The 19,875-nt window shown below is 41.7% G+C and carries 19 protein-coding genes; 7 read left to right on the top strand and 12 right to left on the bottom strand.

The annotated features are described in order from the left end of the window. Positions 1 to 106 precede the first annotated feature (106 nt). The 3 genes from VYM24_RS13810 to VYM24_RS13800 all read right to left on the bottom strand — a co-directional run bounded on the left by VYM24_RS13810 (position 107) and on the right by VYM24_RS13800 (position 2,759). Positions 107 to 1,117, bottom strand: a complete 1,011-nt coding sequence (locus VYM24_RS13810) for a YeiH family protein (RefSeq protein WP_299096871.1) — start codon at positions 1,115 to 1,117, stop codon at positions 107 to 109. A gap of 96 nt (positions 1,118 to 1,213) precedes the next feature. After that, a complete protein-coding gene (locus VYM24_RS13805) occupies positions 1,214 to 2,110 on the bottom strand; it encodes a LysR substrate-binding domain-containing protein (protein ID WP_330940260.1) in 897 nt (298 codons plus the stop codon). Between the two features lie 46 nt (positions 2,111 to 2,156). Continuing rightward, entirely contained in the window at positions 2,157 to 2,759 is a 603-nt protein-coding gene (locus tag VYM24_RS13800; RefSeq protein ID WP_291554706.1) for a DUF6621 family protein, read from the bottom strand. 538 nt (positions 2,760 to 3,297) lie between these two features. On the opposite strand from VYM24_RS13800, the gene clpB reads away from it, so the two are divergent. Continuing rightward, the gene (gene clpB / locus VYM24_RS13795; protein WP_299096877.1) at positions 3,298 to 5,886 is read left to right on the top strand and encodes an ATP-dependent chaperone ClpB; all 2,589 of its coding nucleotides are present in this window, start codon (positions 3,298 to 3,300) and stop codon (positions 5,884 to 5,886) included. Positions 5,887 to 5,946: 60 nt separating this feature from the next. Here clpB and VYM24_RS13790 read toward each other — a convergent pair whose 3' ends face one another. From VYM24_RS13790 to nusB, 6 genes are all read right to left on the bottom strand, one after another. Then, on the bottom strand, positions 5,947 to 6,204 hold the full coding sequence (locus VYM24_RS13790; protein ID WP_254884681.1) for a hypothetical protein: 258 nt from the start codon (positions 6,202 to 6,204) through the stop codon (positions 5,947 to 5,949). Positions 6,205 to 6,609: 405 nt separating this feature from the next. Continuing rightward, positions 6,610 to 7,044: a DUF5606 family protein gene (locus VYM24_RS13785; RefSeq protein ID WP_291554701.1), complete on the bottom strand. Its 435-nt coding sequence runs from the start codon at positions 7,042 to 7,044 to the stop codon at positions 6,610 to 6,612. Between the two features lie 78 nt (positions 7,045 to 7,122). Next, positions 7,123 to 7,761, bottom strand: coding sequence for a dephospho-CoA kinase (gene coaE / locus VYM24_RS13780; RefSeq protein WP_330940259.1), 639 nt, complete (start codon positions 7,759 to 7,761; stop codon positions 7,123 to 7,125). Continuing rightward, positions 7,751 to 8,770, bottom strand: coding sequence for a CdaR family protein (locus tag VYM24_RS13775; RefSeq protein WP_291554697.1), 1,020 nt, complete (start codon positions 8,768 to 8,770; stop codon positions 7,751 to 7,753). The genes coaE and VYM24_RS13775 overlap by 11 nt, the downstream gene beginning before the upstream one ends. Positions 8,771 to 8,788: 18 nt before the next feature. Beyond that, positions 8,789 to 9,118 (bottom strand): preprotein translocase subunit YajC, encoded by a 330-nt coding sequence (gene yajC, locus VYM24_RS13770; protein WP_007213184.1) that lies wholly within the window; start codon positions 9,116 to 9,118, stop codon positions 8,789 to 8,791. A 39-nt stretch (positions 9,119 to 9,157) separates the two neighbouring features. After that, on the bottom strand, positions 9,158 to 10,084 hold the full coding sequence (gene nusB / locus VYM24_RS13765; protein WP_007213183.1) for a transcription antitermination factor NusB: 927 nt from the start codon (positions 10,082 to 10,084) through the stop codon (positions 9,158 to 9,160). A gap of 172 nt (positions 10,085 to 10,256) precedes the next feature. Between nusB and VYM24_RS13760 the strand changes: the two genes are divergently transcribed. From VYM24_RS13760 to VYM24_RS13740, 5 genes are all read left to right on the top strand, one after another. Further along, positions 10,257 to 10,685: a PUR family DNA/RNA-binding protein gene (locus tag VYM24_RS13760; RefSeq protein ID WP_299092095.1), complete on the top strand. Its 429-nt coding sequence runs from the start codon at positions 10,257 to 10,259 to the stop codon at positions 10,683 to 10,685. Between the two features lie 125 nt (positions 10,686 to 10,810). Further along, a complete protein-coding gene (locus VYM24_RS13755; RefSeq protein WP_291554692.1) occupies positions 10,811 to 11,401 on the top strand; it encodes a 50S ribosomal protein L25/general stress protein Ctc in 591 nt (196 codons plus the stop codon). Positions 11,402 to 11,616: 215 nt separating this feature from the next. Further along, positions 11,617 to 12,180: an aminoacyl-tRNA hydrolase gene (gene pth, locus VYM24_RS13750; RefSeq protein ID WP_330940258.1), complete on the top strand. Its 564-nt coding sequence runs from the start codon at positions 11,617 to 11,619 to the stop codon at positions 12,178 to 12,180. A gap of 40 nt (positions 12,181 to 12,220) precedes the next feature. Next, a complete protein-coding gene (locus VYM24_RS13745) occupies positions 12,221 to 12,640 on the top strand; it encodes an RNA-binding S4 domain-containing protein (RefSeq protein WP_291554687.1) in 420 nt (139 codons plus the stop codon). 28 nt (positions 12,641 to 12,668) lie between these two features. Next, complete coding sequence (locus VYM24_RS13740; protein WP_044265008.1) at positions 12,669 to 13,655, top strand: Gfo/Idh/MocA family protein; 987 nt, start codon at positions 12,669 to 12,671, stop codon at positions 13,653 to 13,655. A 41-nt stretch (positions 13,656 to 13,696) separates the two neighbouring features. Here the strand turns inward: VYM24_RS13740 and VYM24_RS13735 are convergent, their stop codons facing one another. After that, a complete protein-coding gene (locus tag VYM24_RS13735) occupies positions 13,697 to 14,122 on the bottom strand; it encodes an HIT family protein (RefSeq protein ID WP_299092099.1) in 426 nt (141 codons plus the stop codon). Positions 14,123 to 14,175: 53 nt separating this feature from the next. Continuing rightward, positions 14,176 to 16,446, bottom strand: coding sequence for a monovalent cation:proton antiporter family protein (locus VYM24_RS13730; RefSeq protein ID WP_330940257.1), 2,271 nt, complete (start codon positions 16,444 to 16,446; stop codon positions 14,176 to 14,178). A 128-nt stretch (positions 16,447 to 16,574) separates the two neighbouring features. Here VYM24_RS13730 and VYM24_RS13725 point away from each other — a divergent pair, with 128 nt between their 5' ends. Then, positions 16,575 to 16,904, top strand: coding sequence for a thioredoxin family protein (locus tag VYM24_RS13725; protein WP_299092103.1), 330 nt, complete (start codon positions 16,575 to 16,577; stop codon positions 16,902 to 16,904). A 40-nt stretch (positions 16,905 to 16,944) separates the two neighbouring features. Here the strand turns inward: VYM24_RS13725 and VYM24_RS13720 are convergent, their stop codons facing one another. Next, positions 16,945 to 19,842, bottom strand: coding sequence for a triple tyrosine motif-containing protein (locus tag VYM24_RS13720; protein WP_330940256.1), 2,898 nt, complete (start codon positions 19,840 to 19,842; stop codon positions 16,945 to 16,947). Positions 19,843 to 19,875: the final 33 nt, after the last annotated feature.

Below are 19,875 nucleotides of genomic sequence, written 5' to 3'. Positions count from 1 at the left end.
GACGTAAAAGGACAGAACTTTGTTACAAAGAAAATGAATTTTATATAAGGTATGCGGCAAAAGAAATTTTCTTCTGCCGCATACCTTATATTAATAAGTGCTTTCTTTAGAACCAATAAATATACGCCAGCGTGCTTACGCTAATTGCAACCCACAACAACACACCTTGAATAAGTGGTTTGATACCCACTGCCTTCAATACATCACGTGAAAGGGAAGCACCGATAAAGAACAAAGTGATAGTCAGTGTCTTTCTGGCCAGACTGTTAATTCCCTCTCCTATCATAATACCGGTTTCCGATGAATTTAATACATATGTATTGAATACCATAGCCAGAATAAAGAAGAAAATAAACCAGGGGATACTTATCTTCTGTCCTTTACTCTTGAATACAAAAGAAGTAATCAAAGCCAAAGGAATAATCCACAAGGCACGTGTCAATTTAATGGTCGTAGCAATTTGCAAAGCTTCTTCACCATAAGCCGCACCGGCACCTACTACCGAACTTGTATCGTGTATAGCAATTGCCGCCCATGTTCCGAATTCTTGCTGACTCATATCTAAAGCATGGCCAATTACCGGAAAGATAAACAGTGCAATAGCGTTCAGAATAAAGATAGTACCCAGCGCTACAGACATTTCCGTATCTTTTGCCCGCAACACAGGACCTACCGCCGCAATAGCGCTACCACCACAGATAGCTGTACCGGAACTAATGAGGTAAGAAGTATCACGGTCTACCTTCAGGAATTTACGACCGATGAACCAACCGATAAGCATAGTGCCCACTACTGAAATAACAGTGAACTCCATTCCTTCTTTACCCGAAGCTAAAGATGCCTGAAGATTCATACCGAATCCCAATCCCACCACTGAATACTGCAAAAGATATTTGGATACTTTCTTATTAAACTTCGGATGTGCCTGCCCGCTTGACAAAGCAAAAATCAACCCCAGGAACAAAGCGACAGGAGGTGTCACCCAAGTAGAATAGCCAGGGATATAATCCAATAATAAGAAGATTGATAAAAGCACCACTAAAGACACATAAGTAATTTTGTTCTTCCGTTGAAGATACGCCAGAGTGCTTACACTCGCAGTTTGAATTGAAGCCATAATTTTTCTTGTATATCAATATTTATATTATTTCTGATTTCCGGGTGCAAAGGTAGGCTTCTATACCTATATACACCAATTGTATCTGTTTATACGCTATAACTTATGGTTATGATGTGCAGCAAACTGCATAAAGACCTGGGAAAGCCCGCTCTCCTGTCCCTGAGGTTGGGCAAAACTAAAATCACGAAGCATAACCATGTCTTTTATCTCAACGACACGCAGTTGTCCGGCATAGAGTTCACGGGTGATAGAACGGATGGAGACAATTCCCATGCAATCAGTGTGTTCCAGGAAAAGTTTGATACTTTCCGTACTACCCAGATACATTAATACCTGAAGAGACGATAACTTTATATTATGCTGTTGCAATGCTTTCTCAAAAACATCCAAGGTGCCCGATCCTCTTTCACGAAGCACTAAAGGAATACGAAGCAACTCTTCGGGAGTAATTTCTTCACCTACCTGCAGTTTACTTCCCGTACGTGTCACAGCCACCAGTTCATCCTCCAAAAAAGTAGTATATTTCAGATTTGGTAAACGGAAAACACCTTCCACTAACCCAAGATCTATGCGGTGTTCCTGCAAAGCCGCTTCTATCTCACGTGAATTGCCGTTCATCAATGAAAGATTTACTTGCGGAAACTTTTTGATGAAGCTGGCAAGCAATGGAGGTAAAACATATTGGGCAATGGTAGTACTGGCACCCAGACGCAATTCTCCGGTATATTCATTATGCAGCAAATGCATCTCATATTCCAATCGCTTATAATCTTCCAGAATACGGCCACAATGTTCCAAAAGTAACTTTCCCGCTTCGGTCAAACTAATCTTGCTACCTTGCCTATCAAACAACCGCACCTGATAAGTGCTTTCCAACTCTTGTATATGCTTTGTTATGGCAGGCTGGCTGACAAACAACTCTTGCGAAGCTTTCGTGAAACTCAGGTTCTTCGCTACAGACTGAAATACTTTCAAACGAAAATCAGACACGGAAGTTAGTGATTAAAAGTTAGCGATTAGTGATTAGAAACAGGTATTATTCCAGTTCTTCGGCCTTGATGCCCAATGCACGCATCATGGAGTAACCCAGTAAATCCCATTTGCAACCAAGGGGATGCGCAGGTTCATCCATATTGAAAAGGAACAATCCTTTTGAGTTTTCAGTATCAGCATTTCTTAAATACTCATCCAGAGCTTCCATAAGTTTTGCACCGTAATCATCAATAAACGGAACCAGCATAAGCCGTTTAACATCGGCAGAGTTAAGTGCTATATTCAGCAGATCAAGATAGAGATTTGCCCGTGGAACCAATCCTTCGGAAGATACAGAAGTGAATGTAAACTCACCTAACTGATTTGTATAGCCTACCCCGTTCAAATCTTTATTCAAATCAGACGGATCGCAGTGAAGCAACTTATTGCTCTGGCTGTCATGTACAAAAAGTACTTCTATGTTATTATCCTTATCACGAACACCGGAATCCAATGCCAGATAAGAAGCCCACTCTTCTACATAAATATTCTGCAACGGACGTCCCAGCTGCAACTCAAAATATCTCTTCAGATCTTTAACTACGTCATTAAAGTATGCTACGTCCACCAGTATCACATTCTCTGCGAGCTTTACATTTTCTGCCATAATCTATTCTATATCTATTTTTGAGGGATAAAGATACAATATTCCTTTCAGCCCTGCACTAGTTTTACTCAAAATTTACACATTAGTATATTTTTAGTATTGCTAGTCCATTGTTTATTTCTTCCAGTTAAAAGGTAACAACTCAAAGTAGCACTTTTTAAAAAACTTCCGGAAGTATAAAAATGTTACATGGCGATATCGGGACGGAATATAGTAAAACCGGTCTGAATCCGCTCAGGAGATAGTTATAACGCTACTTTTGCATGGCTACACCCTTTCCTTCGGATGGTGTAGCCATCACCTCCAAAGGGTGTAGCCATCCGGGAGAAAGGGTGTAGCCATGCCGAAAGGACGGTTTACCAACACTAGGGATTGATGAATGTTATTTGACAAGTAATCCCACGTGTGGCACAATAAAGACATTTTGGCATTACCTTTCATCTTTTAACTGTAAAATTGTCAGGTACAGACTATTGGCAAATCTTTTGCGCCCATTCAAGTGTTATTGAAAATGAAAAATAGAAAGGAGATATAAGATATGAACTTTAACAACTTTACCATTAAATCGCAAGAGGCGGTGCAAGAAGCGCTGAACCTAGCCAAGAGCCGTGGACAGCAGGCTATCGAGCCGGTTCATGTTATGCAGGGGGTGATGAAGGTGGGCGAAAACGTCACTAACTTCATTTTCCAGAAACTGGGTATGAACGGACAGCAGATCGCACTCGTCCTTGACAAACAAACCGATTCCTTACCCAAAGTTTCGGGTGGAGAGCCTTACCTGAGTCGTGAAACGAACGAAGTATTCCAGAAGGCTACCCAGTATTCCAAAGAGATGGGTGACGAATTTGTTTCACTGGAACATTTGCTATTGGCATTGCTGACTGTAAAAAGCACAGTTGCCACCATCCTAAAAGATGCGGGAATGACTGAGCACGAGCTCCGAGGAGCCATCACAGAACTGCGCAAAGGAGAAAAAGTTACTTCACAATCCAGCGAGGATACTTATCAGTCACTGGAAAAGTATGCCATCAACCTGAATGAAGCTGCCCGTAGCGGAAAGCTCGACCCGGTTATCGGCCGTGATGAAGAAATCCGTCGTGTATTGCAAATCCTGAGTCGCCGTACCAAAAACAATCCTATATTAATAGGTGAACCGGGTACCGGTAAGACTGCCATTGTGGAAGGACTTGCCCATCGTATCCTGCGCGGTGACGTGCCTGAGAATCTGAAGAACAAGCAAGTTTACTCATTGGATATGGGTGCGCTGGTTGCCGGAGCAAAGTATAAAGGTGAATTTGAAGAACGTCTGAAAGCCGTTATCAATGAGGTGAAGAAATCAGAAGGAGATATCATTCTCTTCATTGATGAAATTCACACGCTGGTTGGTGCCGGAAAGGGTGAAGGTGCCATGGATGCTGCCAATATTCTGAAACCTGCATTAGCGCGCGGTGAGTTAAGAAGCATCGGTGCAACAACTCTTGACGAGTATCAGAAATACTTCGAAAAAGATAAGGCACTGGAGCGTCGTTTCCAGATTGTATACGTGAACGAACCGGATACATTGAGCACTATCTCCATCTTGCGTGGATTGAAGGAGCGTTACGAGAATCATCATCATGTACGGATTAAAGATGATGCCATCATAGCTGCCGTAGAACTGAGCAATCGCTATATTACAGATCGTTTCTTGCCGGATAAGGCTATCGACCTGATGGATGAAGCCGCTGCCAAGTTACGTATGGAAGTAGACTCCGTACCGGAGGAACTGGATGAAATTTCACGTAAGATCAAACAACTGGAGATTGAGCGCGAAGCCATCAAACGCGAAAACGATAAACCGAAACTGGAACAAATCGGTAAGGAACTTGCCGAACTGAAAGAACAGGAAAAATCGTACAAAGCCAAATGGCAAAGTGAAAAGACATTGGTCAACAGAATCCAGCAGAATAAGGTTGAAATAGAAAATCTTAAATTCGAAGCTGACAAAGCTGAACGTGAAGGAGATTACGGTAAAGTTGCCGAAATCCGTTACGGTAAGTTGCAGGCTTTGAATCAGGAAATTGAGGATACTCAAAAGGAGCTTCATGCTATGCAGGGCGACAAAGCCATGATTAAGGAAGAAGTAGATGCCGAAGACATTGCAGATGTAGTATCCCGTTGGACAGGCATCCCTGTCAGCAAGATGCTGCAAAGCGAAAAGGATAAACTGTTGCATCTGGAAGATGAACTTCACCAGCGTGTCATCGGACAAGATGAAGCCATTGAAGCTGTTGCCGATGCCGTACGTCGTAGTCGTGCAGGTCTGCAAGATCCGAAACGTCCGATTGGTTCGTTTATCTTCCTCGGTACCACCGGTGTGGGTAAAACGGAACTTGCCAAGGCACTCGCCGAATTCCTCTTCGACGATGAAAGCATGATGACGCGTATCGACATGAGTGAATATCAGGAAAAGCATAGTGTATCACGCCTGGTTGGAGCGCCTCCGGGATATGTAGGCTATGATGAAGGTGGACAATTGACTGAAGCTATTCGCCGCAAACCATACTCAGTCGTACTATTCGACGAAATAGAGAAGGCGCATCCGGATGTATTCAACATCTTGCTGCAAGTATTGGATGACGGACGATTGACAGACAATAAGGGACGTGTGGTAAACTTCAAGAACACCATCATCATTATGACGTCCAACATGGGAAGTGCTTACATTCAGAATCAGATGGAAAAGCTGAATGGTACTAACAAGGAACAAGTAATTGAAGAAACGAAGAAGGAAGTGATGAATATGTTGAAAAAGACAATTCGCCCGGAATTCCTGAACCGTATTGATGAGACAATCATGTTCCTGCCCTTGAATGAAAGCGAAATCAAGCAGATTGTAGTACTCCAGATAAAAGGTGTACAAAAGATGCTGGCCCAAAATGGTGTGGAACTGATATTGACGAATGGAGCTATAGAGTTCTTAACAAAAGTCGGATATGATCCGGAATTTGGTGCCCGTCCGGTGAAACGAGCCATCCAACATTACTTACTGAATGACTTGTCGAAAAAGCTGCTCGCTCAGGAAGTAGACCGCAGTAAACCAATTATAGTAGACGCCGGTGGTGAAGGACTGGTATTCAAAAACTAAACTAAAATATCCGCAAATAAAAAAAGCTGTCTTGCCGCTGAAGGCAAGGCAGCTTTTTTCTTATTCTATAACGAGCTGCTTAACAACTGGTACGGACAACGCATGCGTTACAACCAACACATACTCTCCAGAACATGGCAAATCAAACGAAGCGTTCTCTTCCCTCGCCTGTTTTACCTCAATCACCTTCCCCCGGATATGATATAAACAAAGCGTAGCGTTCGGCAACACTCCATCCACATATATCTTACCAGCGGCTTTATCCACCTGTACTGTTACGCTCTTATGCTCTTCCATCTTAATTAATGCCAGCCTCAAGTCCCCCTTAAAGGCAATAAATTCATATAAAAAAAGCGTGGGAACTGCTGTTATTACTGTACCTGGGGCTCTGGACTGCCACTATTCAAATAATATACAACAGCCCACGCTCCGTACTGTACATTTGAATATGCATATACAACAGAGCATGAGCGTTTGTTGTCTATCATCCTTGAATAGCATGAAATTGTCCAGATTTCAAGTACAAGATAATATTAAACGCTTTTATCCATAATTATCCTTCAATCTTTGTGAGAGAGGCCACCGCCTACTCTGCATCTCAGGATGGCAACAAAGGTATAAAAAAAGTAATCAAAATTAAAGATACCGCATAAAAAAAAGCGGATTATCCGGGATGACCCTGATAATCCGCCTTTTCTGTTAAAAGAACAGTTTATTTTAAATTTATTCTTCCGTCTTTTCTTCTTCTGTAGCTTCTGCTTCCGCTGTATCTTCAAAATCAGTTATTCCACAAGCAACTAACAGATTGTACCAGGAAATAAGCTTTTTGATATCAGCCAGATATACACGATCGCGATCAAAAGTCGGCAAAACTTCACCCAAATAAGCACGAAGTTCATCAGCGGTAGCTTTCTTTAAATCCATTACTACGGCAGCACCGTTTTCTTTCTCTTTCATAGCAGTCAATACATCCTTCAAAGGTACGTCGTCCGTATCCGTATACATGGCAATATCACCCAAAGAGATTATTTTCTCGTTACCATAAGCGGGGAAGCGTTTCTTGTCCGTGAGAGACTCTACGATCAACATATTTCTACCTTGTGAAATGAGTTTATACAATCCCGGTTTACCGGAAATAGACAAAATAGTCTTCAACATAGTATGTTCTATTTTTTATTAGTAATATTTTATTTTTTCGGTGGGCAAAGATAGTGCAAACCGAGAGTAAAAGCAAATTTATTTGTTTTTACCGAGGTGCAGCCTATTTTCGCTTAAGCAAAGGTAAGCAATATTTTTAGATAGAGAAGTTATTACCTCCAAAACCTGCGGAATTAAGGGAGTTTCACCGTCGTTTACAATTACAAAATCAGCCTGAGTACGCTTCTCTTCATCACTCATCTGGCTACGAACACGGCGTTCTATCAATTCCCGAGAAGCGGTGTCACGCTGCATGGCACGCATGATACGAACTTCTTCGGGCGCATAAACCAGAACCACAACATCTACTTCACCTGCAAATCCTGCTTCAATCAGAATTGCAGACTCCATGCCTACTACCGGATAGGTAGTATGATGCTCTACCCATTGACGGAAATCGTCCCGTACCCGCGGATGGATAATACTGTTTACTGTACGGATATGCTCAGGATCTCCAAAAATATAGGAAGCAAGCAAAGATTTGTTAAGTTCATCACCGACATACACCTCTTCACCCAACAAAGCAATCAATTCACTACGGATCAAAGCATCTGAATTCGTCAACCGCTTCGACTCAATATCTGAGATATAAACAGGAATCCCCATTACTTCCAGCAAACGGGAAACAAGGCTTTTCCCACTGCCAATACCACCGGTTATTCCTATTTTAATCGCCATATTCGAAGGATACTTGCTCGATAAGAAAGTCGACCTGTTCCGGATTGATACGTATCTGATTAACTCCTTTGGGTACTGACTTCAATTTTACTGTATACTTCTTATCCGAACCCAGTTTCAAGAGTTCTTCATAAGAAACATTGATATGGAAATCACTTTCCGTTATCTTATTGAAACGGCTTAAACCAACCTGAAAGGTGACACTGACTTTCGAAGGGAACGCACGAAGCACTTTTCCTGCCGGAAAGTTAACTCCCCGCAAGGGAACTTCCACCGTTTTCTCAGTATAAATATCTACCGGAAAAAACATTTCTACCGAAGCAGGCACAAACTTAATTCCTCTTGGAGCCAACAGAGGAACCTGTTGCCTCAATGTATCGGAAATATCCTCGAATTTCACTTTTTGCGTATAAGCAACGGTTATGGTATCCAATGCTCCCTCCGGCGCATAAGCCAACACAGAATCAGGCTTGCAAACAGTATCGGATATATAATATTGCCGCCCTGCACTCACCGTGCCCTGAAGCTTTACCGGAACCAATTTGGAAGCACCTGTAGAATAAATATACTCCAAAGTATCAGGTTTTACAGAAAGCAGTTTTGTAGATACATTCAACTGATTAAGCAACCTCTTCTCAAACTGTGAAGAGTAGATACGTACATGATTATCAGTTCCTTTATAATCAGAAAAATCCAGAGTAATAGGAAAAAAGCTCTTTCCAAGCATGTAGTTGAGCAGCACCGTGCCCTTGTCTTTCACCCGGATATGCAGTTCAGAAGGCGGTTCGGAAGTTATAACCACATTATTGGGTACTCCCTTCAAACGTACCGGAATGGAGAATTCCGTTTCATAATCGTTGTTCAGCGTCTGAAGTAGCCAGAAACCACTGGCTATAAAAAAGAAGAATAAAAAAATTAAGAACTCTCTGCTCTTATCACTGAGCAGAAAGTCCTTAACTTTTCTCGCTGTTTTTAAATATATGCGTTTTATGTTCCTACGATCAATCATAGGCTCACTTATTCAAAATTATTTAGCAGCCTGATTACTGTTAGCATCAGCAGCAGCCGCAAATATAGAATTTTTATCTATTCTAATCTTAACGTTAGAAGCGATTTCAAGTACTATATCATTGTCATTAATTTCTTTAATCACACCATGAATACCGCCGGCAGTAATCACCTTTTGGTTTACTTGAAGTGATTTACGGAAGTTTGCAATTTCTTTCTGCTTTTTGTTTTGCGGACGAATCATGAAAAAATACATGATAGCAAACATAGCAATCAGAAGAATCCACATCATGCTACCACCACCAGGAGCTGCGGCAGGAGCTTGCAAGAATACGGTCATTAAATTCATAAAATATTCGTTTTTAGTTTTTAATACTCAACAAAGGTATCAGTTTTTCGCTAACTTACCTTCTTTTTTTAATTGATTAACTATTCCGTCCAATGTACCGTTTACGAAACTTCCGCTCTTTATCGTACTATAGACTTTAGCGATCTCAACATACTCATTTAACGAAACACTTACCGGAATGTTCGGAAAACTTAGAATTTCCGCCAATGCGCATTGCATTATTATCACATCCATAAAGGCTACACGATCCAAATCCCAGTTGCGTGTATTTTCACTGATCAGATGACGGTAATAGTCACAGTTCAGTATAGCGCGACGGAACAAGCGACGGGCAAACTCCTGATCTTCCTCATCCTTAAATTCCGGCAACAAAGTCTGGTTAGCACCATTTTTTGCCTCAAAACGTTTAATCGTCTTCAGCACGAAAGTGTCTACTATTTCTTTGTCATCATTCCAATAAAGGCTCTGATCTTCCAGCAAAACATCCAACTCTTCGTTATTGAAAACAAATGCCTTATAGAGCTTTCTCCATAGTTCACGGTCAACTTCATAAGATTTATCAGACGAAGCCATATATTCCTTATATATATCAGAAACTATAATCTTGTCATACAAACCCTTGATAAAATCTTCGTCATTTGCCCACGAACGTTTCTGGTTGGCAGCAAACTCCATCAACTGCTTATTCACTTCCAGTTGTGAAACGAACTTGTTTTCTACGAATTTCATGTTGGGATACAACTCCTCCGCGGTCGGAGCTAACTTGGACTTTGCCGCATCAATGCGTTTTTGTGCGTAAGTCGTCAGAGCTACCATCAGCATCAGCAAATAATTATAAAGGTCATACGCTTTTGAAAGACTAAAGAATAATTCTTTCTCCGCTGAGTCTAAATTTTTACTGCCATTCTGATAATAAGCATATACAATCTGTATAATCTTAAGACGAATAAGAACTCTGTTAATCATAAATCTATTAATCAATACTGTTGTTAACGAGATGCAAAAGTAGACATTTTTAATGAGTTTACGCAAATAAATCACATTTTTTAATGCAGATATTCATTATCCGGGCTTTTTCTTTTGACAGTTTAAAAAAAATCGTCATTTTTGAAGCCAATTACAACAAGAAACCTAAAATATGGAAGACTTAAAGAAGAAAAACGGTGCGGACATGAACGATAAGGAGATTGTATTCTCCAAATCCATTAAAGCAGGTAAACGAATCTACTATCTGGATGTAAAGAAGAACAGAAAAGATGAAATGTTCCTGGCCATTACTGAAAGTAAGAAGGTAGTGACCGGCGAAGGTGAAGATTTGCAGGTAAGTTTTGAAAAACATAAGATTTTCTTATATAGAGAAGATTTTGAGAAATTCATGAACGGCCTGAACGAAGCTATTGACTTCATTAACCGGAAAGAAATGTTGGAAGTTATAAGCGATATGAATGCAGAAGCGGATGAAAATGCAGAAACTGAGTTGGATGCTATAGCTGAAATGAATACCAAAGAAATGGAATTGAACGGAGAAATCAAGATTGATATTGATTTTGAAGAGCCAACTCTTTGATAATTCAAAAAGAAGCTGTACTTTTGCACCGCTTTTTTGCAACATTGTGTGGCTAACCCCACATCGTGCGATGGTGAATTAAGCAACAAAATAACTTAATTTAGAGTAACACAAAAAATTAAAAAATGAAATCAATTGAAGTAAAAGGTACTGCAAGAACTATTGCAGAACGTTCTTCGGAACAAGCAAGAGCTTTGAAAGCGATTCGTAAAGACAACGGTGTACCCTGCGTACTCTATGGGGCAGGTGAAAATGTTCACTTCACTGTACCTGCCGATGGTCTTCGTAACTTGGTTTATACTCCGCACATCTACGTAGTTGACTTGGTTATTGACGGCAAGAAAGTCAACGCTATCATGAAAGATATTCAATTCCACCCGGTAAAAGATACAATCCTGCACGTTGACTTCTATCAGATTGACGAGTCTAAACCCATCGTAATGGAAGTTCCTGTACAGATGGAAGGTTTGGCAGAAGGTGTAAAAGCCGGTGGTAAGTTGGTATTGCAGATGCGTAAGCTAAAAGTAAAAGCTTTATATAACATTATTCCGGAAAAACTGACAGTAAACGTTGCTCACTTGGGTCTGGGTAAGACTGTTAAAGTTGGCGAGTTGAGCTTCGAAGGTCTGGAATTGATGAACGCAAAAGAAGCTGTTGTATGCGCAGTTAAACTGACTCGTGCTGCAAGAGGTGCTGCCGCTGCTGCTGGCAACTAATCAGCTCTTTCACAAGAAGACACATTCCGGAACGCGGATTAACGCAGAAGACGCAGATTTCATTAATCCGCGAAAGCTGTGATAATCCGCGTTCCTTGTTTCTATAATTATTCACCACAGAGTTACACAGAGCATCATAGAATTATATTATTAAAGAAAAAGCTATGTGAAATTCAGCGCAACCCCGTGGTGAAAAGATACAATTTCTCAGAGAAATGAAATACTTAATTGTTGGATTAGGAAATATCGGTCCTGACTATCACGAAACCCGCCATAATATAGGATTCATGGTAGTGGATGCATTGGCAAAAGAAGCAGGGACCACTTTCAATGATGGCCGCTACGGCTTTACCACTACCCTATCCGTGAAAGGACGCCAGCTTTTACTGCTGAAACCTTCTACATTCATGAACCTCAGCGGAAATGCCGTGCGATACTGGATGCAGAAAGAGAACATTCCATTGGAAAACGTGTTAGTAATAGTAGATGATCTTGCTCTGCCATTTGGTACTCTGCGCTTGAAAGGAAAAGGTAGCGACGCCGGACACAATGGACTAAAACACATTGCAGCCATCCTGGGCACACAGAACTATGCCCGGCTTCGTTTCGGTATCGGCAACGAGTTCCCACGAGGTGGTCAGATAGATTATGTACTGGGCCACTTCACTGACGAAGACTGGAAGACCATGGACGAACGCTTAAAAACTGCAGGAGATATAATCAAAAGCTTCTGCCTGGCAGGAATTGATATTACAATGAACCAATTTAATAAGAAGTAGATAGTAGTTAACTACTTCCTACCAACTACTAAAAAACAATATGAGTGAAGCAAGAATAGATAAATGGATGTGGGCTGTACGTATTTTCAAGACACGTACCATTGCCGCCGAAGCATGTAAGAAAGGACGCATCAGTATCAATGGAGGATTAGCAAAGGCTGCCCGTACAGTGAAACCAGGCGACGTGATACAAGTGCGCAAACCACCTGTGACCTACTCTTTCAAAGTATTGCAAGCTATCGAGAAACGTATTGGTGCAAAGCTCGTTACGGAAATGATGGAGAACGTTACGACTCCCGATCAGTATGAACTGCTGGAGATGAGCCGTATCAGTGGTTTCATAAACCGTGCCAAAGGTGCAGGTCGTCCCACGAAAAAGGATCGCCGAACTCTGGAAGAGTTTACAACTCCCGAATTCATGGACGACTTTGATTTTGAATTCGATTTTGAGGAAGAATAAAAAAGAGTGATAATCGCATTACATCATTATGAGCGAAAAGAAGATTAAATGGGGATTCATTGGTTGCGGAGAAGTGACCAAATATAAAAGTGGTCCCGCCTTCCAAAAGGTGGAAGGTTCGGAAGTAATTGCTGTCATGAGTCGCGATGGCGCCAAAGCCAAAGCTTATGCTAAGGAAAGAGGTATTCCAAAGTGGTATGATGATGCCCAAGAATTGATTGACGATGAAGATGTGAACGCTATCTACATTGCCACCCCTCCCTCTTCACACGCCACTTATGCTATCATGGCAATGAAAGCCGGTAAGCCTGTATATATAGAAAAGCCCATGGCCGTAACCTACGAAGAGTGCTGCCGTATCAACCGTATCTCCAATGAAACCGGGGTTCCTTGCTTTGTGGCTTATTACCGTCGCTATCTGCCCTACTTCCTCAAAGTAAAAGAATTGATAGAGGATGGAAGCATAGGCAACGTCATCAACGTTCAAATTCGTTTTGCCCAGCCCCCCCGTGATTTAGATTACAACAAGGAGAATCTCCCATGGCGTGTACAACCAGACATTGCCGGCGGTGGCTATTTCTATGATTTAGCCCCACATCAGATTGACTTATTGCAAAACATGTTCGGTTGTATCCTTGAAGCCAGCGGATATAAAAGTAACCGCGGCGGGCTTTATCCTGCCGAAGATACTCTGAGTGCATGCTTCCAGTTTGATAACGGATTGGTAGGCAGTGGCTCCTGGTGTTTCGTAGCGCATGACTCCGCACGCGAAGACCGCATCGAAGTGATAGGAGACAAAGGAATGATCTGTTTCTCTGTATTTACATACGATCCTATCGCCCTTCACACAGAAAAAGGAAGAGAAGAAATCCCGGTAGCTAATCCGGAACATGTACAACAACCGCTTATCCAAGCCGTTGTCGACCACCTTTTAGGCAAATCCATCTGCACTTGCGATGGAGCAAGCGCAACGCTCACTAATTGGGCAATGGACAAAATACTGAATAAACTTTAATTAGCGACTAGGGGTGAGTAATCACTCACCCCTAATCACTATCAAAGCTCTTTCTTCACAGCCTCAATCAATTCTTTGTATTCAGCATCCGTTAAGTATACTTTTCCCGGGTTCATCTGGAAAATACCACCGTAATCGGGACCATCTACATATTTGGGAGCAAGATGAAAGTGCAGATGTGACAACTTATCGGAATATGCACCATAATTAATCTTTTCGGGATTAAACGCTTTCTGCATGGCACGCGTCACACGCGCCACATCCTCCATAAAAGCATTACGATCTTCATCGCTCAATTCATTCAAATCATTGACGTGGTCTTTGTAAGACACAAGGCAACGCCCTCTGTATGTTTGTTCCTTAAACAAAAACACACGGGATACACTCAGTTCGGCAAACTCAATCATCAGATTGTGCAGCGTCTCGTTATTCTGACAATACAGACATTCTTTCGGATCACTTTTCATGATATTCTTGGTTTATTATTTATGTTTACGGAACAAAGATAAACTTTCCATCTTTATTCCATGTCGATATTTTCATTCTTTTGGCCGACTAATTTATACACATCGGCTTTTTCTCCCACTACCCATACCACATCGTCCTCCATAAACGGCTCATGCGCATCGGGAGCATGCAAGGCTTCTTCTCCTCTCTCCACCCCTACTATAAGGCAATGATACTTCTCACGAATACCGGATTCACGCATCGTCTTGTCCAGAAATTCTGATTGCGCATCCACGCGGAACTGACGCAGAATAGTTTCACTCTTTTCAACTACATTCATATCTAGAGCAGAAGCTTTCTCCATTTCGGTACCAAACTGGTTCAGTTCTTCATCTGTACCTATGACCTGAATCTTATCTTCCGGAAAAAGCCTTACGGAAGCTCCCGGTATATTGATCCGCTTCCTTCCGCGAAGAATAGAGACGACATGTACGCCAAATTGTTTTCCAAAATTAAGCTCCAGCAACGTCTTTCCCGCCCATGCCGATTCACCGGAGATTTCGAAATCCGCCAGATGCAAGTCACGGGACAACAAACGTCCTGCATATTCCGGTTTCTTCTCTCCCATATACTCGGCCCGCATATCGCGATAACGCAGATTCTGGAAGAATTTCCGCTCTATCATGATAGACTGTTTCTTCAGTTGCCGGGACAATATCATCATCGTAACCAATAAAACAGCCACACCCAACAATAAACCAACAGAGACTTCAAACAAGCCTGCTATCACAAACATCACAAAAGATACGGCTATCAGAATACGTATAACGATTGTAGCTACCAACGGTGCACGATTTCCCCGACTATCCTTCCATAAAGTTATAAATTCAGCCGAATGATTCTTTTTTATCATAATGGCCCGCAGGAATGGAGCAATAAACAGAATAGTAAGGAAAGCGGCAAGCAGCTTCCCCCAGATTCCGGGTATATGTTCCAAAAGCAACGGAACGAGAAAGCGGAAAGCTAACGCAACAACCGCAATGCTCACTATGGAATAGACAATAGTGATTCGCATCAAAGCCAAAATAAACTTCTTCCACAGGCTCTCATGATTCATAGTCTGTGAACCGGATGAGTAATGCAACAGAAAGTTTTTCCACTTTGCCGGCAAATGAGTATCAACAAAATTTGAAGCTGGCTCGGCAAAGCGAATCATATAGGGAGTAAGAAAGGTGGTAATAACCGAAACTGCCACCACAATAGGATACAGAAAATCACTCGTCACATGGAGCGACACCCCCAACGATGCGATAATAAAAGCAAACTCACCAATCTGAGTTAAACTGAAACCGCATTGCATAGCCGTCTTCAAAGGCTGCCCCGCCAACAGCACACCCAGCGTACCGAACAAGGACTGTCCCAGAATAACAGCCAGTGTTATTACAATGATAGGAAATGCATATTCCACAATCATTGCAGGATCCACCATCATACCTACCGACACGAAGAATACGGCACCAAAAAGATCTTTCACCGGTTTCACTAACCGTTCTATACTCTCAGCCTCAACCGTTTCAGCAAGAATGGAACCCATGATAAAAGCTCCGAATGCAGCAGAGAAACCCGTATGAGCAGCCATAACCACCATACCGAAACAAAGTCCAAGAGAGACAATAAGCAGTGTTTCTTCATTCATCAACTTACGACATCGCTTCAGCAATTCGGGTATCAGGTAGATACCAACTACAAACCAAAGTATCAGGAAGAAGAGCAGTTTTCCGATACTTTCCAGCATTTCCGAACCTTCAAAATTATGCCTTACCGCCATGGTAGACAGCATCACCATCAAGACAATAGCAAGAATATCTTCCAATATCAGAACGCTAAGCACCAATCCGGTGAATTGCTTCTTACGCATTCCCAAATCATCGAACGCTTTATAAATAATGGTAGTGGAAGACATGGCAATCATACCTCCCAGGAAAATACTGTCCATACGCTGCCAGCCAAAGCCCGTACCGACGGTTATTCCCAAAAGAATCATACAGAATATGATGGTACAGGCAGCAATGATAGCCGCTCCACCAACTTTTACAATTTTCTTGAAACTAAATTCCAGTCCCAGTGCGAACAAAAGGAATATTACACCGATATCCGCCCAAGTCTGTATATTAGCCGTATCCATCACCGAGGGGGTATATGGCATATGCGGACTGGCCAGAAAACCTGCCACTACATACCCCAACACCAACGGCTGTTTCAGTTTCTTGAACAATAGCGTCATGATTCCTGCACAAATCAAGATCAACGCCAAATCGTTTATTAAAGTAGCCAAGTGTGACATATTATTTGTCCTTTCGTGTTTTTGCTTACAAAAGTAGCAATTTTTATAGCATTAATAATTGTAATGATAGAAACTTTTTTCTTCTGGTATTGTTCAGAGTATAATCAATCATTTTAAAACATACCATCATGGAAGAGAAAAAAGAAGCCCGTGAAGAACGGAACAGGGAAAAGTTAGCCAATGGAGACTGGGTTATGGCAGAATTTTACGCAAGCTGGTGCCCGCATTGCAAACGCATGCAGCCTATTGTAGAAGAATTTAAAAAGGCAATGGAAGGAACCCTCGAAGTAGTGCAAATAGATATCGACCAGGAAAGTGCCCTTGCTGATTTCTACACCATCGAAATGTATCCCACATTTATATTAATGAGGAAAGGTGAACAGCTTTGGAGACAATCGGGAGAATTGCCTTTGGAAAGGCTAGAAAAGGCAGTGAAAGAGTACGAATTAAAAGCATAAAGATAGCGACTAAATGAGGATAGCACAGTTGACAGTCCCCTTACAACTTATTACTTAAATAATCCGTCAAACTATCCTCACGCTCCAAAGCAAACTTTTTACGCAACCGGTAGCGGATAGTTTCAACACCACGAACAGAGATATTCAGTAAAGGAGCAATCTCTTTAGTGGAAAGATTCATTTTCAGATAAGCACACATCATACGCTCATTATCAGAGAGATCAGGATGACGAGCATGAAGGCGTTTCATAAAGTTGTTATGAATCAAATCAAACTGATCTTCGATGCGTTTCAGAACTTCATCACTTTGGATGTTAGAGTCAATTTTACCATTTATAATCAAAAGGAGTTGCTTACCTTCACGAGCCCCCTCCCCTTTCAGAGAGGAAGCCACTTTGAAAATTTCCGATTTGATCTCCGTCAACATCTCGTTTTTACGGACAAAGTTTATCATCAGGTTAGCCATCTCCTGACTCTTATGCTGTAAATCATATTCCAACTTTTCTTTTTCCAATTGCATTATTTGTTTTTCGCGCCGGGATTTTTCAGCCTCAAACTCCTTCTCCATTTCATGCAGTTCTTTATCTTTTTCTACAACAGCCTGCTCTTTCTTACGCTTCACACGCACATCATCCCAGCGGTAAATATACCAGACTCCCAACAACATAAGGACGAAATAGAAGACATAGGCGGGCACACTGCGATACCAAGGCGGAAGAATACAGAAAGAAAGTTCATCCAATGAAGTAGTACCGTCCGGATAAATGGCTTTTACTTCAAAAGTATAATCACCTTCGGACAGATTACTATACTCCTTGGTATACACAGTGGTATAGTCCGACCAGGTTCCTTCATTCAAACGATACTGAAAACGAATATCATCTCCTCCAAAAGCAAAAAAAGAAAGACTATAATCGAACCTAACCGAATTGGAGGTATAGTTAATAGCGAGGGATGGCTTCTTTCCAAGAAAATTAGCTGTATATATCAAAGAATCTTTAGGATAGGTAATATACATATTCCGGATATATACGGAATGGGCAAGATCTTGCCGGTACTTCACCGCCGGAATCGTGAACAGGGCAAATCCCTCTTCATTCGGAATCACCATAAGCGAATCCGATAAAGGAACAATTGCATACGTTGGCACCAACTCAAGCAAAGACTGGGGAATGGGATTGATACTGGTATTGGCTCCCCTCTTATAAGTCCCCAGGTTAGCTATACAGATTTCATAAGGGCTCAGACTGATGAGCCGGTCATGATATTCCAATAAACGCGTATAGGGAGCAGTGCCATTCAACAAATTATTCATATCGTTGCAAGGCTCCATCATATCTTTGTGAATATTATATTTATAGATACCGTGGGAAGTAGCAAAATAAACACGACCTTCTATTTTAGCTACATAAATATCACGCTCAACCGGAAAACCTTCTGCCACACCATAGGATTTTACACTGATCTGACGGGTTAAATCCTCACTCAACTCCACACGGGTGATAATGCCGGAATTATGAACCCATAGAATCCTGGCAGACTCCTGCTCAAACAAACGGCTTGAATCAACAAATCCTTCGATCTTACAAAGCATATGCCATTCGCCCGCTTTCTTCTCCAAAAGATAAATGCCATTATACACCCCTACAAACATACGATCGGGTCGCCCCATAACCTCTTGACAGCACCAGGCACCCGTAATATCCGTGATTCGATGTATACTCGTGCCTTTAATCTGGAAGATACCCCGGTCATGAAGACAAAACAGATCATCACCAATTTTACAAAGGTTCCACACCTGACCACTGGATTGAGGAACGGGATGAATATCCGGTAAACTACCGTTCAGCTTCACCGGATAAGAAGTATAATAAAGTCCCCGATTGGTACCCAGATACAAATAGCCATTCTCAACAGCCGCCGCATAGCCCGTACCGTAAGAATAAGGATATGAATACAAATTGGTAAAAGGAGAGCTCAGACAAACATGATCAATACCACTATCCAAGCCCGCCCACAGATTTCCCTGGCCGTCGAAGGCAACGGAAAGCACCGTATTATTACGCAGCCCGTTATTCTCATTGAAGTATTTCACATCCATGGTAGCGCAATCTATTAGTAATAAGCCTTTATGAATAGTTCCCAAAGCTATCTTATCATCTTGAGCAGCCACACAAAAAACTTCGTTCTCACGCATAAAGTCCTCTGCACCGGTAATAAAAGGAACAATGGTACGACCATTATAATAAAACAGACCGTCATATGCCGTCACGATGATGATTCCTCCACCCTTATGTGGAATGATTCCACGGATACGATTGGAAGCCAAGGAATCCGCACCCTGCAATGGAAAGAAAGTATTTCCGACCAATACCCACACACCACGATCGGTACCTATATAGAGGATACCATTCACCATATTGGAACAGTCGATCTTGGCATTCATTTCGATGGCGGTATATTTTCCATTCAGATATTTCACTACACGGTCATCTCCTTGTATATAAAGGATATTATCCGCCTCATGGATTCCCCACACATTGCCAAGCATACGGACAGAGTTGTCAAGCGTATCGGACATGCAGTGGTAAATCAACTCGCCGTCTTTTGCCGGTTCGTAATAGCCAAATTCATTAATACCACCGGCATAGATTCTTTTCTGAATAGTGGATGCCAATACGGAACGTACATCCGAAAAGTTATTTAACGGAAATACTTTCCACACATTACCATCAAATTGCACCATACCGTTTTTATTGGCAAAATACACCCAATGGTCATCATAAGGAGCTATTTGCCAAGTCTGGGGACCTTTCCCATAAAGGCTTTTATCAAAGTTTACAATGAAGTTGTTCCAACCGGCAAACACTTTACCAAAAGGGATCAGAAAGAGAAAAACGAAGAGTACATAGAAGGTATAAGGTTGTTTTCGTATCATAATATTAGGTTTTATAGAACAAAGCTATGACTT

This window comes from Bacteroides sp. MSB163 (assembly GCF_036416795.1).
Taxonomy (GTDB): domain Bacteria; phylum Bacteroidota; class Bacteroidia; order Bacteroidales; family Bacteroidaceae; genus Bacteroides; species Bacteroides maternus.
This window is presented reverse-complemented; position numbering and strand designations above follow the sequence as displayed.